Origin of the sequence: Pasteurella pantherarum, from assembly GCF_049670885.1 — a bacterium.
GTDB lineage: Bacteria > Pseudomonadota > Gammaproteobacteria > Enterobacterales > Pasteurellaceae > Pasteurella.
The window spans coordinates 2,591,443-2,605,516 of the sequence record NZ_CP187173.1 but is presented as its reverse complement, the minus strand read 5'-3'; the positions used below and the strand labels follow the sequence as shown (position 1 = coordinate 2,605,516).

The 14,074-nt window shown below is 40.2% G+C and carries 15 protein-coding genes; 9 read left to right on the top strand and 6 right to left on the bottom strand.

What is annotated here, in order from left to right; genetic code table 11:
* Positions 1-325: 325 nt before the first annotated feature.
* The 6 genes from rpmH to mnmE all read left to right on the top strand — a co-directional run bounded on the left by rpmH (position 326) and on the right by mnmE (position 4,685).
* Entirely contained in the window at positions 326-460 is a 135-nt protein-coding gene (gene rpmH / locus ACPEEM_RS12375; protein WP_005539760.1) for a 50S ribosomal protein L34, read from the top strand.
* A 15-nt stretch (positions 461-475) separates the two neighbouring features.
* Positions 476-835, top strand: a complete 360-nt coding sequence (gene rnpA / locus ACPEEM_RS12370; protein WP_424405327.1) for a ribonuclease P protein component — start codon at positions 476-478, stop codon at positions 833-835.
* Entirely contained in the window at positions 799-1,059 is a 261-nt protein-coding gene (gene yidD, locus ACPEEM_RS12365) for a membrane protein insertion efficiency factor YidD (protein ID WP_424405325.1), read from the top strand. The genes rnpA and yidD overlap by 37 nt, the downstream gene beginning before the upstream one ends.
* The gene (gene yidC, locus ACPEEM_RS12360; RefSeq protein ID WP_424402327.1) at positions 1,059-2,684 is read left to right on the top strand and encodes a membrane protein insertase YidC; all 1,626 of its coding nucleotides are present in this window, start codon (positions 1,059-1,061) and stop codon (positions 2,682-2,684) included. Before yidD ends, yidC begins: the two co-directional genes overlap by 1 nt.
* Positions 2,685-2,809: 125 nt before the next feature.
* A complete protein-coding gene (locus tag ACPEEM_RS12355) occupies positions 2,810-3,322 on the top strand; it encodes a hypothetical protein (RefSeq protein WP_424402326.1) in 513 nt (170 codons plus the stop codon).
* A 4-nt stretch (positions 3,323-3,326) separates the two neighbouring features.
* Positions 3,327-4,685, top strand: coding sequence for a tRNA uridine-5-carboxymethylaminomethyl(34) synthesis GTPase MnmE (gene mnmE / locus ACPEEM_RS12350; protein WP_424402325.1), 1,359 nt, complete (start codon positions 3,327-3,329; stop codon positions 4,683-4,685).
* Between the two features lie 100 nt (positions 4,686-4,785).
* Here the strand turns inward: mnmE and ACPEEM_RS12345 are convergent, their stop codons facing one another.
* The 3 genes from ACPEEM_RS12345 to ACPEEM_RS12335 all read right to left on the bottom strand — a co-directional run bounded on the left by ACPEEM_RS12345 (position 4,786) and on the right by ACPEEM_RS12335 (position 7,850).
* On the bottom strand, positions 4,786-6,180 hold the full coding sequence (locus ACPEEM_RS12345) for a DASS family sodium-coupled anion symporter (RefSeq protein ID WP_424405321.1): 1,395 nt from the start codon (positions 6,178-6,180) through the stop codon (positions 4,786-4,788).
* A 211-nt stretch (positions 6,181-6,391) separates the two neighbouring features.
* A complete protein-coding gene (gene rraA, locus ACPEEM_RS12340; protein ID WP_424402323.1) occupies positions 6,392-6,892 on the bottom strand; it encodes a ribonuclease E activity regulator RraA in 501 nt (166 codons plus the stop codon).
* A 46-nt stretch (positions 6,893-6,938) separates the two neighbouring features.
* Positions 6,939-7,850 carry a 1,4-dihydroxy-2-naphthoate polyprenyltransferase gene (locus ACPEEM_RS12335; RefSeq protein ID WP_424405319.1) on the bottom strand — a complete coding sequence of 304 codons (912 nt, stop codon included), beginning with the start codon at positions 7,848-7,850 and terminating at the stop codon, positions 6,939-6,941.
* A 100-nt stretch (positions 7,851-7,950) separates the two neighbouring features.
* On the opposite strand from ACPEEM_RS12335, the gene tsaA reads away from it, so the two are divergent.
* Positions 7,951-8,670 (top strand): tRNA (N6-threonylcarbamoyladenosine(37)-N6)-methyltransferase TrmO, encoded by a 720-nt coding sequence (gene tsaA / locus ACPEEM_RS12330; protein ID WP_424407240.1) that lies wholly within the window; start codon positions 7,951-7,953, stop codon positions 8,668-8,670.
* A 52-nt stretch (positions 8,671-8,722) separates the two neighbouring features.
* Here the strand turns inward: tsaA and ACPEEM_RS12325 are convergent, their stop codons facing one another.
* Positions 8,723-9,097, bottom strand: a complete 375-nt coding sequence (locus ACPEEM_RS12325; RefSeq protein WP_424404144.1) for a YgiW/YdeI family stress tolerance OB fold protein — start codon at positions 9,095-9,097, stop codon at positions 8,723-8,725.
* 273 nt (positions 9,098-9,370) lie between these two features.
* On the bottom strand, positions 9,371-11,221 hold the full coding sequence (gene typA, locus ACPEEM_RS12320; RefSeq protein WP_424405317.1) for a translational GTPase TypA: 1,851 nt from the start codon (positions 11,219-11,221) through the stop codon (positions 9,371-9,373).
* A 213-nt stretch (positions 11,222-11,434) separates the two neighbouring features.
* Here typA and glnA point away from each other — a divergent pair, with 213 nt between their 5' ends.
* Complete coding sequence (glnA, locus tag ACPEEM_RS12315) at positions 11,435-12,853, top strand: glutamate--ammonia ligase (protein ID WP_424402319.1); 1,419 nt, start codon at positions 11,435-11,437, stop codon at positions 12,851-12,853.
* A gap of 97 nt (positions 12,854-12,950) precedes the next feature.
* The gene (locus ACPEEM_RS12310) at positions 12,951-13,322 is read left to right on the top strand and encodes a hypothetical protein (RefSeq protein ID WP_424402318.1); all 372 of its coding nucleotides are present in this window, start codon (positions 12,951-12,953) and stop codon (positions 13,320-13,322) included.
* 283 nt (positions 13,323-13,605) lie between these two features.
* Here ACPEEM_RS12310 and rplI read toward each other — a convergent pair whose 3' ends face one another.
* Positions 13,606-14,055, bottom strand: coding sequence for a 50S ribosomal protein L9 (gene rplI / locus ACPEEM_RS12305; RefSeq protein WP_424402317.1), 450 nt, complete (start codon positions 14,053-14,055; stop codon positions 13,606-13,608).
* Between the last annotated feature and the right edge of the window lie 19 nt (positions 14,056-14,074).

Genomic DNA, 14,074 nt, shown 5'->3' with positions numbered 1-14,074 from the left:
ATTCTATTATCGTTATAGTTAAATTTATTTGAAGAACGTCCGCCAAATATGCGGTCTCAAGGAATCCCAATTCTACAATAAACTCCGCCAAAGATCTTCAAGAAAGGCACAAAAAAATCTAAAAAGGTTGCTTGAGATTTTCAGCAAAAAACGTATAATCCGAACCGCACTTTTGCTTTTAATTAGGAAAACTGAGATTTATTTACTCATTTTGCCTATTCTAATTTGACGAACGTTGAATTTCTTATTACAATTCCGTTCCTTATTTTATTAATCCTTGTTTTCAAGATTACTGAACAATTTTTGATTTAGGTAAATTATAGTTATGAAACGTACATTTCAACCATCAGTGTTAAAACGTAGCCGCACTCACGGTTTCCGTGCTCGTATGGCAACTAAAAACGGCCGCCAAGTTTTAGCTCGTCGTCGTGCTAAAGGTCGTAAATCTTTATCTGCATAATCCTAACCCATTGGTGTGATTAAGCTGAATTTTTCTAGGGAGTTACGTTTGTTAACTCCCGTTCATTTTAAATACGTCTTTGAACAGCCGTTCCGTGCTAGTACGCCTGAAATTACCATTCTTGCCCGCCCTAATCCTCTTAAGCATCCTCGTTTAGGCTTGACTGTTGCAAAAAAACATTTAAAACGAGCTCATGACCGCAATCGGATCAAACGTGTATGCCGTGAAAGCTTTCGCTTAGCTCAGCATCAGCTCCCTCATTGTGATTTTGTGATTGTGGCAAAGCAAGGCATTGGGAAATTAGATAACCGTACCCTCACTCAAACCTTGGATAAATTATGGCAAAGACACATTCGCTTGGCTCAAAAATCTTGATTGGGTTAATTCGTGTTTACCAACTCGTCATTAGTCCGCTCATTGGTCCTCGCTGCCGATTTACCCCCACTTGCTCTCACTATGGTATTGAAGCCTTAAAAACCCATGGGGCAATAAAAGGGAGTTGGCTTACATTGAAACGTATATTAAAATGTCATCCTTTAACCGCGGGTGGATACGATCCTGTTCCACCAAAGATCAATAACAAAAAAGAGAAAAAATAATGGATTCAAGACGTAGCCTGTTAGTCATCGCACTACTCTTCATTTCTTTTCTTGTTTATCAGCAATGGCAACATGATTACCACACGCCAAAACCCGTTGCCACTGAACAAGTAAAAGCATCTTCTGATGTACCCGTTAGTTCTACTTCTGCCACGTCAGGTATTGCAACGACAACACAATTACAAGGGCGAGTTATCACCTTAGAAAATGATGTCTTCCGTTTAGAAGTCGATACCTTAGGTGGTGATGTCATTCATTCTGAATTATTAAAATATGATGCAGAGTTAGACTCCAATACGCCATTTACCTTATTAACCAATAAAGCCAATCATGTGTATATCGCACAAAGTGGTTTAGTTGGTAAAGACGGTATTGATAGCAAAACAGGTCGTGCTAACTATCAAATTGAAGGGGATAACTTCAAATTGGCAGAAGGTCAAAATGAGCTTGTTGTGCCATTGACGGTTGAAAGAGACGGTGTGATCTTCCGTAAAGTGTTTGTGTTAAAACGTGGTGCTTACGATGTAGCTGTTAACTTTGAAATTGATAACCAAAGTGATAAAGCCATTGAAGTGGAACCTTATGGTCAATTACGTCACACCTTAGTGGAAGATACGGGAAATGTTGCCATGCCAACTTATACTGGCGGTGCCTATTCTTCTTCTGAAACCAATTATAAAAAATACAGCTTTGCCGATATGGAAAAAGCCAACTTGTCTATTTCCACCAAAGCAGGCTGGGTTGCGGTATTACAACATTATTTCGTTTCCGCTTGGATTCCAAACCAAGACGCAGATAACCAACTTTATAGTTTAACGGACAAAGCCAACAATATTGCCTCTATCGGCTATCGTGGCCCAACGAGCGTTATCCCTGCGGGTGCCAAAGAGACCATTAAAAGCTCACTTTGGACAGGACCAAAATTGCAAGATCAAATGGCAAGCGTGGCAAATCACTTAGATTTAACGGTGGATTACGGTTGGGCATGGTTTATCGCGAAACCGTTGTTCTGGCTATTGACCTTTATTCAAAGTCTCGTGCAAAACTGGGGTCTTGCGATTATTGGAGTCACTTTAGTCGTAAAAGCCTTGCTATACCCATTAACCAAAGCACAATACACCTCTATGGCAAAAATGCGGATGTTACAACCAAAACTACAAGAAATGCGTGAGCGTTTTGGTGACGATCGTCAACGTATGAGCCAAGAAATGATGAAACTCTACAAAGAAGAAAAAGTAAATCCACTGGGTGGCTGTTTACCGCTTATTCTTCAAATGCCAATTTTCATCGCATTGTACTGGACATTCTTAGAAGCCGTTGAATTGCGTCATGCACCGTTCTTTGGTTGGATTCAAGATTTATCGGCACAAGATCCGTACTTCATTTTACCGATCTTAATGGGGGCATCGATGTTCTTACTGCAAAAAATGTCGCCAACCCCAGTGGCTGATCCAACTCAACAGAAGATCATGAACTTCATGCCATTAATCTTTATGGTGTTCTTCTTGTGGTTCCCTTCAGGCTTGGTATTATACTGGTTAGTATCCAACTTGATTACAATGGCACAACAGCAATTAATTTATCGTGGTTTAGAGAAAAAAGGTTTACATTCTCGCCATAAATAATATTACCAATCAAGAAGGTATCTATTCAGATACCTTTTATTATAAGTATCTTTTATATGAGACATGACAAAACTATTGTTCTAAACTATTTTCTTTCGTCTTACTTTAAAAACAATCTTAAACTAATGGGAGAAAAAACGGGATATTCAATACAACAAATTCGCTCTTGGATTGATGGTAAAATTATTCCACAACAATCAACTTTAGACTATATTATATTTTGTGCAACTGTACCTGAATTCAAGATTATTTCTGAGTTTTGTGAATATAATTCAGATGCTAAAATGGCGGATCAGTTAAAAGAAATGCTCCAAGAACATAAAAACTCTGCTGGTATATATGCATTTTACAATGCAATGGGCGAGTTAATATATGTAGGCAAAGCATCAAAGTTACAACAAGAAATATCTGATGCATTAAAAAGAGATGTTCCAATTTCATTTCCTAAAGGTATTCTAAAAAAACCAACAAAAAGAAGCGAAGTTACAAAATATATATCAGCATACGATGTTGGATATACTCTATTCTCGGATTATCCTAAACATGTTGAATCATTAATTTTGCGAATATCTAAACCTAAATTAAATAAAAATATTGGAAGCCTTTCAAAAGCAGTAAAAAAACCAATCGATGATTGAAACTATGAAAGAAACAATTGTTGCACAAGCTACTGCCCCTGGACGTGGCGGTATCGGGATTTTAAGAATTTCTGGCCCGAAAGCGGTTGAGGTTGCTCATGCGGTGTTAGGGAAATGTCCTAAACCACGCATGGCAGATTATTTACCCTTTAAAGATCTTGATGGCACGGTGTTAGATCAAGGGATTGCCTTGTATTTCAAAGCCCCTCACTCTTTTACTGGAGAAGATGTGTTGGAATTACAAGGGCATGGTGGGCAAGTGGTATTAGATTTACTCCTGAAACGGATTTTACACATTGAAGGGTTGCGACTCGCTCGCCCAGGTGAATTTTCCGAGCAAGCCTTCTTAAACGATAAATTGGATTTAGCCCAAGCAGAAGCCATCGCAGATTTAATCGATGCCAGCTCGGAACAAGCCGCCCGTTCAGCCTTAAAATCCTTACAAGGGGAATTTTCTAATAAAATCAATGCTCTCGTGGACAGCGTAATTTATTTACGCACCTATGTAGAAGCGGCGATTGATTTTCCTGATGAAGAAATTGATTTCCTTGCCGATGGGAAAATTGAAGCTCACCTGAATCAGATCATTACACAGCTCGACCATGTGCGTTCTGAAGCAAAACAAGGCTCCATTCTACGAGAAGGCATGAAAGTGGTGATTGCAGGTCGTCCAAATGCAGGAAAATCGAGCTTGCTCAACGCACTTGCAGGCCGTGAAGCGGCAATTGTGACCGATATTGCAGGTACCACACGCGATGTCTTGCGGGAACATATCCATATTGATGGCATGCCATTGCATATTATTGATACCGCAGGATTACGTGATGCAACCGATGAAGTGGAACGCATTGGCATTGTGCGAGCTTGGAGTGAAATCGAACAAGCGGATCGCATTTTATTGATGCTAGATAGCACGGAACCCGATAATCAAGATTTAGAAAACATTCGCACAACGTTTTTCAGCAAACTGCCAACCCATATTCCGGTTACGATTGTACGTAACAAAGCCGATTTGAGTGGTGAAAAGGAAGGGATTAAAGAGGAAAAGGGATATACCATTATTACCCTCTCCGCCAAAACACAACAAGGTGTTAGCCTGTTAAGGGAACATTTAAAACAATCCATGGGCTATCAAACGAATATGGAAGGTGGCTTCCTTGCCCGTCGTCGTCATCTTGAAGCCTTAGAGCAAGCTGCACGACATTTACAACAAGGGCATGTCCAACTTACACAGTTTTATGCGGGTGAACTCCTCGCAGAGGAACTCCGCATGGTGCAAAGCCATTTAAGTGAAATTACAGGACAATTCACCTCTGATGATTTGTTGGGCAATATTTTCAGCTCATTTTGTATCGGGAAATAAATTTTCCCCATAATAAAGTGCGGTCTGTTTTGAAAAAGTTTACGAAAACAGACCGCACTTGATGTTGATTCATCTCACAAGAGACGTCCCTTGCGGAGGATTAATTTAACCAGTAGAAATAACCGAGTGTCGCAATCACAAAGATAGACACAATATTGAGGATCACCCCTGCTTTTACCATTTCACGTTGTTTAACTTCCCCCGTACCAAACACGATGGCATTTGGTGGAGTGGCGACAGGTAGCATGAAGGCACAAGATGCCCCTAAACCAATAATTAACGCTAAGCCAAGCTCTGGCACCCCTAAAGACTGTGCAATTGAAATGAAAATTGGCACTAACAAAGCCGCACTGGCGGTGTTTGAGGTAAATTCCGTTAAGAAAATGATAAATGCCGCCACTAATACACCGATCAAATAGAAGTGTCCACCTTCAATTAAAAACACAATCCCATCGGCTAAAATTTTACTTGCCCCTGAATCACGTAATACTGCACTTAAGGTTAAACCACCACCGAAGAGCATTAATACCCCCCAATCCGTATTATCTTGAATTTGTTTCCAAGTTGCGACCCCAGTGGAACAAATTGCCACCGCAGCCAACAAGGCGATCACGCTATCGAAGCTGGCAATTTTTTTCTCTAAACCTAATGCATGAGACAAAATCGGATTAATATGGCTACTGAACACCCAACATAACGCAATGCCAATAAAGATCCCCAACGTGAGCAGGCGTTGTTTATTCATTTTGATTGTTTCAAAACTTTGTTCGAAACGGGTACTCAATTTCGGCTTAAAGACGATATACAGTGTGGCAATCATCAACGGCATTAAAATAAGCATCACAGGTAAACCGTATTGCAACCAATCAGAGAAGGTTAATTTTAATTGTGATGCCACAATGGCATTCGGTGGACTTCCCACTAAGGTTCCCATACCACCAATATTCGCACTATAGGCAATCCCCAATAGCATGAAGACGTAAGTATTGTGGTTTTCCTCTTTATCCATTTGGCTGAGAATCCCCATTGCCAACGGGAGCATCATTGCTGCTGTGGCGGTGTTGCTCATCCACATAGACAAAAATGCTGTAATCGAAAAAAGATAAATACTGGCTAAAAATAAGTGTCCATTGGCTAATCGCATGATTTTATTGGCAATCATGCGATCAAGTTTCTGAATATGTAAGGCAGTGGCTAAAGCAAATCCCCCAAAGAAAAGAAAAATAGTCGGGTTAGCAAACTCTGACAATGCCGTTTTGGTTGCGACTAAACCAAGGCTAATGGCAAGCAGTGGCACAAGCAATGCGGTGATGGTGACATGAAGGGCTTCCGTCAACCACAAAATCGCCACAAATACTAATAATGCAAGACCTTTATTCGCTTTAGGGTCAAAGGGTAAAACATTTAATAAAATAAAAAATATAACAACATCCACTAAAAAAATAATAGCGTTTCGATTTACGCCACTGTTCGTTGGCATCTCGGCGATATTCATAATGTTATCCTTCTAAATAAAAAGATGAGCAATAGAGAATTGGTTCACACTCCTAACAATGTCCATTCGAAAATTACCATTACGTTAATAAAAAGCAACGCATTTTTTATAGATTTGTGAACAGACTCATAAAATTAACCCGAAAATAAAAAAGTGCGGTTAAAATTTTTATTTTTTAACCGCACTTTTTTATTTTAGCATGATAACAAAATTATTCTTCATGAAATTCATCCAGTTCCAACGGTTCTTGCGATAAGATGATGCCTGTTAAATCTGCATACACATAATCTTCTGGGAAGAAAGTGACACCACCAAAATTGACCGCCACATCGGTTTCGCCAAGATTGTTATCATCGGCACCCACTGGAATCGGTGCAAGTGCGTGAATACCAATATCTAAGTTATCTAATTGTTGGATTTGGCGTACTGCACCATACACAATAATGCCTTCCCAACCGTTATCGACCGCAAGTTGTGCAAGTGATGCATCAATTAAAGCACGGCGTACCGCACCACCACCATCAACAACTAACACACGACCTTCGCCATTCTCCTCTAAGACTTCTGCAATAAGCCCATTGTTTTCAAAACATTTCACTGTTGTGATCTTGCCATAAAAATGGCTGGCACCACCAAAGCTCGAAAAAATAGGTTCCACGACATCGACTTGATCTAAATAAATATCGCATAATTCTGAAGTGTCAATATACATAAAATTACCTTATTTCTTGGGGAAAATTCACGAGCTTAGTATATGCCTATAATACGCTGATAAGCAAGCCTAAACTAAACAAGCCATTCACCAAGAGTGCAATCATTGACATTTGAGCCAACATTGGACGCAATAAGAGAGGATCTTGGCTACGATAAACAAATAATGCATGCTTCATCAGAAGCGGGGTTGCCAATAAAAACACAAAACCTGCCCAATGTTTCACATAACAGCACGCAAAGAGAAGATGACATAACCACGCAACACTTAACAAAACACAATGATAAAGACGTCCTTTTTTGGCACCTAAGCGAACGGCTAAGGTGTGCTTACCCACTTTTCTATCTTGCTCAATATCCCGTAAGTTATTGATATTCAGAACAGCCGTGGCAAGTAAACCTGTTGCCATAGCAGGCAGAAGAATCGCAAGATTGAGGAATGTGGTTTGCAAATAATAGGTGCCGCCCACCCCTAAAATGCCAAAAAATAATAAAACCGATATATCGCCCAAGCCCATATAGCCATAGGGCTTTTCGCCTACGGTATAGGTAATTGCCGCAATAATCGCTAACACGCCTAATCCCGCAAACACGAGCAAATCTGCCATGTTTTGATAAGCCACCACAATTAAAATCGCCCCTGATAATAGGCTTGCCAATGCCACAAGGAGTAAACCCACTTTTAACTGTGTCGCACTGATCGCCCCTTGTTGAATACCTCGTAAAGGCCCAATGCGTTCCGTTGTATCGCTGCCTTTTTGATGATCTCCATAATCATTCGCAAAATTTGATAACACTTGTAATAATACCGTGGTCAATAAACAGAGTAAGCTAATTACCCCACTAAATTGACCAGACCAATAAGCTAACGCCCCCCCTGTCATGATTGAGGCAATGGCTAGCGGTAAGGTTTTAGGTCTTGCGGTTTCCACCCACATGGTTAATGCATTTTTTGTCATAAACATCACTTAGAAAAGAAAAAGCACGATTTTCAACGTACTTTTGCGTAAAATAGTCAACCGCAGTTATTCTACACGAAATCACGACACGAAGGAAAATATGTCTGACGTCTCCCTCCAGTTACATCCCGTAGGCATTATTCATACGCCTTATAAAGAAAAATTTTCCGTACCACGCCAACCGAATTTGGTGCAAGATGGCACAGGAGTGATTGAATTACTCCCCCCTTATAACCAACCAGAAAGCGTACGGGGGTTAGAACAATTTAGTCATCTTTGGCTCATTTTTCAGTTTGATAAAGTGCCGACAGGAAAATGGCACCCCACTGTTCGTCCTCCCCGTTTAGGTGGCAATCAACGTATTGGCGTTTTTGCCTCTCGTGCCACACACAGACCCAACCCTTTAGGGCTATCCAAAGTGGCGTTACGCCATGTGGAGTGCCAACAAGGTAAGGTGTATATTCATTTAGGGGCTGTGGATTTAGTGGATGGCACTCCAATTTTGGATATCAAACCCTATCTTGCTTATGCCGATAGTGAACCACAGGCACAATCAGGTTTTGCCCAACACAAACCAGAACAGACATTAAACGTGCATTTCAGCACCAAAGCACAGCAACAATTAATCAACATTGAACAGAAGCACCCCAATTTTGGGCGTTTTCTCTGTGAGGTGATCGCCCAAGATCCTCGTCCTGCCTATCAACAGCACAAAGCACAAACTCGGATTTATGGTATTCGATTAGCGGAGTTTAATATTCGCTGGCAAATCGTAGAAGGGGAGCACGACCAAGCCGTGATCTTAGAGATTGAGAAATAGGGAAAATAAAAAGTGCGGTGTTTTTTGAAAAAATTTCACCGCACTTTGCTGATTATTTTTTAATGATGTTTTTGACATCAATATCAGTTTTATTCCACTCTTTGTCGACAGTTCCTTGAATCACAATGCGATCATAAGGTTGAATGGTTTGACCATTCCAAGCACGATCACTAACATCAATGCGAATTTCAGAACCTGCCACATCACGGAAAATAAATTCATCACCATCAATTTGGCTGACGATATGACCTTCGATAGACACATAGGTATCATCTTTTGCATTTAATGCCGCTTTTACCGTAGTCACCGCACTGTTAGGGCCATAGCCACCACCTGCTTGCGTATTTTGTGTATTTTTAAAGCCACCTTGAGCAACAGCCATACCAGAAATAGCCAAAAGTGAAGCGAATGTCATTAATTTTTTCATCATATGTTCCTATATAAACGTTAAATAAAATCAAGAAGTAAAAAAGCATATTGCTTTTTGATGTGTCTATTAAACAAAATAAATATTAAGAAAAGCTTAATAAATACCCAAATAAACACTTTTTTGCCAAAATGCCCTTTTTCTTCCTGTTCCCGTCTTCTCACAGGTCAAACACTATAGCACGAAAAAAAGCAACTCGACTATTTTTTAGTCAAAAAAAGAAAAAAAACGACCGCACTTTCGTACGGTCGTTCACTGTCATCATAACATGAATTAATGGGTGCTTGTGCTCGTTGTAGTACGGCTTGCACGTTTACGATCCGTTTCCGTTAATAATTTCTTACGAATACGAATGGAGGTTGGCGTCACCTCAACTAATTCATCATCATCAATAAACTCAATGGCTTGTTCAAGGGTAAAACGCACAGGTGGCACTAACACTACTGCCTCATCTTTACCTGATGCACGCATATTGGTTAATTTTTTACCTTGCAAGCAGTTTACGGTTAAGTCATTTGAACGGCTGTGAATCCCAATGATTTGCCCTTCATACACTTCTGCCCCGTGTTCAATCATTAATTTCCCACGCTCTTGTAAACCAAATAAGGCATACGCTAATGCTTTACCTGTTGCGTTAGAAATTAACACACCGTTTTTACGCTGACCGATTTCACCTGGTTTCACATCATCATAATGGCTGAAGCTTGAGTAAAGTAACCCTGTACCTGAAGTCATTGTCATAAACTCACCACGGAAGCCAATCAAGCCACGGCTTGGAATAATGTATTCTAAACGAGTACGACCTTTACCATCTGGCACCATGTCACGCACTTCACCTTTACGAATCCCTAAAGCTTCCATCACAGAACCTTGATGCTGTTCTTCAATATCAATGGTGACTTGCTCAAATGGCTCTTGTTTACGACCATTTTCTTCTTTGTAAATAACACGTGGACGTGATACCGCTAACTCATAGCCTTCACGACGCATATTTTCGATTAATACCGAAAGGTGTAATTCACCACGACCTGAAACACGGAACGCATCTGGGTCTGGCGTTTCTTCTACACGTAATGCTACGTTGTGTACCAATTCTTTGTTTAAACGTTCAAGAATTTGGCGAGAGGTAACATATTTACCTTCTTTACCACAGAATGGTGAGGTGTTTACGCAGAAGAACATTGTTACTGTTGGTTCATCCACGCTTAATGCAGGTAATGCTTCCACATTGTTAATATCACAAATGGTATCGGAAATATTTAATTCCCCTAAGCCCGTGATCGCAATAATATCGCCCGCATAAGCACGTTCAGTTTCATAACGTTGTAAACCAAGGTGACCTAATACTTGACCAATTTTACCTGTACGCGTTTTGCCTTCGCTATCAATAATGCTTACTGTTTGGTTTGGTTTGACTGAACCCCGTTTAATACGCCCAATACCGATAACACCTACATAGCTGTTATAGTCAAGCTGTGAAATTTGCATTTGGAACGGCTGTTCAAGTTCCACTTTTGGTGGTTCCACATATTTCACGATCGCTTCAAATAATGGTGTCATATCTTCTGCTAAATCATCGTGATCTAAACCTGCCACGCCATTTAACGCTGAAGCATAAATAATTGGGAAATCTAACTGTTCGTCAGTTGCACCTAAGTTCACGAAAAGATCGAATACTTGATCCACCACCCAATCAGGACGTGCACCTGGGCGGTCAACTTTGTTAATTACTACGATTGGTTTTAAACCGTGAGCAAAGGCTTTTTGTGTTACGAAGCGGGTTTGTGGCATTGGACCGTCAAACGCATCAACGATTAATAATACGCAGTCTACCATTGACATTACACGTTCTACCTCACCCCCGAAGTCGGCGTGTCCTGGGGTATCTACAATATTAATACGGTAGTCGTTCCAATTAATTGCTGTATTCTTGGCTAAAATCGTGATCCCACGTTCTTTTTCGAGATCATTTGAATCCATCACACGCTCATCACTCTCACCGCGAGACGCTTCTAATGTGCCAGATTGTTGCAGAAGTTTGTCAACAAGGGTGGTTTTACCGTGGTCAACGTGTGCGATAATTGCGATATTACGCAATTTATTGATATCTATTTTGTCTGTCATTGAAAAAATCTTATGTAAATATGAAAAATGTCTTTTTTAACCGCATTTATAGCTAAAAAATATGCGAAAGGGTCAAGATTATACAACTTTTTGAGCAAATGAGCTATTAAATAATCATACAAAAAATCGCATAAAAATTATGTTATTTTTCAACGGCTGTTTTATAATATTAGCTTATTCTTAAAAACCCCCTAATAAAAGAGGATTTGCATTATGCCAAACACAACAGCCATCACGAACGTATTCAAACTGATTGAAGAATACGATATCAAATTTGTTTTACTTCGTTTTACCGATATCAAAGGCAAAGAACATGGAGTTTCTCTCCCAATTAGCCTTGTGGACGAAGATTTGTTTGAAGACGGTAAAATGTTTGACGGTTCCTCCGTTGAGGGGTGGAAGGCGATCAATAAAGCCGATATGCTCCTGATGCCTATCCCCGAAACCGCCGTTGTTGACCCTTTCGCCCAAATCCCAACCCTTTCTATCCGCTGCAGTATTTTCGAACCTTCCACCATGCAAAGCTATGACCGTGACCCTCGCTCTATTGCAATGCGTGCCGAAAACTATATGCGTTCAACTGGTGTCGCCGATGACGCTTTCTTTGGACCAGAACCTGAATTTTTCTTATTCGACGATGTTCGTTTTCAGGTCAACATGAATGGCAACAGTTATACCGTAGATGATATTGAAGCAGCATGGAACACCAATAAACGCTATGAAGATGGCAATAATGCTTATCGTCCATTGAAAAAAGGCGGTTATTGTGCCGTTGCACCCATTGATAGTGCACATGATATTCGTTCAGAAATGTGTTTGATTTTAGAAGAAATGGGCTTAGTGATTGAAGCACACCACCATGAAGTGGCAACCGCAGGGCAAAACGAAATTGCTACTCGCTTTAACACATTAACCTCAAAAGCCGATGAAACCCAAATTTATAAGTATGTGGTTCAAAACGTCGCTTACGAGCATGGTAAAACAGCCTGTTTTATGCCAAAACCGATTACAGGTGATAACGGTTCAGGCATGCACTGTAATATGTCATTAAGCAAAGGGGGCAAAAACGTTTTCCAAGGGGATAAATACGCTGGGCTTTCTGAAACCGCACTTTACTATATCGGCGGCATTATCAAACATGCAAAAGCCTTAAATGCCTTCACTAACCCTTCAACAAACTCATATAAGCGTTTAGTCCCTGGTTTTGAAGCACCTGTATTACTTGCTTATTCTGCAAGTAACCGTTCTGCTTCTATTCGTATCCCAGCAGTGACCAACCCGAAAGCTATTCGTATTGAAGCTCGCTTCCCTGATCCACTTGCTAACCCATACTTGGCATTCGCCTCTTTATTGATGGCTGGTTTAGATGGCATCATTAATAAAATTCACCCAGGTGATGCAATGGATAAAAACCTCTATGACTTACCACCTGAAGAGTTACAAAACATTCCTGCTGTGGCAAGTTCATTAGAAGAAGCATTAAATGCATTAGAACAAGATTACGAGTTCTTAACCAAAGGTGGCGTATTCAGTAAAGAATTCATTGAGGCGTTTATCAACATTAAACGTAAAGAAGTAGAACGTTTAAATATGACGCCACACCCAGTAGAATTTGAAATGTACTACGCATAATGCAAGAAATAGCGTAAAATCCACATTTGTTTTTCATATTGAATTCGGCTCTCTTATTTTGGAGAGCCTATTTCATATTCATCAATAAGGAGCTTTTATGCGTATCGTAAAAAAATTCATTCCACTGGCTATTGCCTTGGCAACAACAGGCTGCCTCAGCCTTGATGGGGTAAACATTGCGGGTTTAGAAAAATCATCAGGCAAACTGATGAAGTTCCGTTGTGAAAATGGCTACAAAGGTTCCATCAAGCAACGTGATAATGGTGTACTTAGCATGGCATTTAGCGATGGTAAAGACAGTTATATTACTTACCTCAACAACCATTCTTCTGCGGGTCAAATTCTTTATATCAATGATAAAAACACCCTCAAATGGCAAGAAAAACAAGGGCAAAACACCTTGACATATCCTGAGAAAAACTATGCTTCGACAGGAAAACTTGCCACCACCACTTGCCAAAAATATTAATTGTGTAGCTTGTTTTAAAGAGCATTATCAGACAAGAAATCTTATTGCGTGAGGACATCATCATACTAAGCAATAAGATTTCTCCTTTCCTACTCATTTCCCAATACGCTCTTTCGAAAAGTGCGGTGTCTTTTAAAAACGTTTTTACCTTGCCAAACCGCTTTCTCTACGACAGATAGTGATTGCCACGAATCCAAACAAAAAATCCAAACAAGATGTTGTTATCAGCCATAAAAAAAACCCAGCAATTATGCTGGGTTTTTAAAGTATCACGTTTTGTTAATTATTCAGCAACAACGATCACGTTAACTGTTGCGAATACTTCACCGTGAAGTTGGAATTTCACTTCGTGATCACCTAAAGTACGGATTGGACCAGTTGATAAGCGAACTTCGCTTTTTGCAACTTCCACACCTGCAGAAGTCACTGCTTCCGCAACATCACGTGTTGTGATTGAGCCGAATAAACGACCTTCATCACCTGCTTTAGAAATGATAGTGACAGAAGCTAATTCTGCTAATTTCGCTGCACGATCTTGTGCTGCGGCTAACACTTCAGCGGCTTTCGCTTCTAATTCAGCACGACGTGCTTCAAAATATTCGATGTTGGCTTTAGTTGCCATAACCGCTTTACCTTGTGGGATTAAGAAGTTACGTGCGAAACCTGATTTAACATCAACTTGATCACCAATGTTACCAAGGTGAACCACTTTATCTAAAAGAATTACTTGCATTACCGTATCCTCTCTTTAA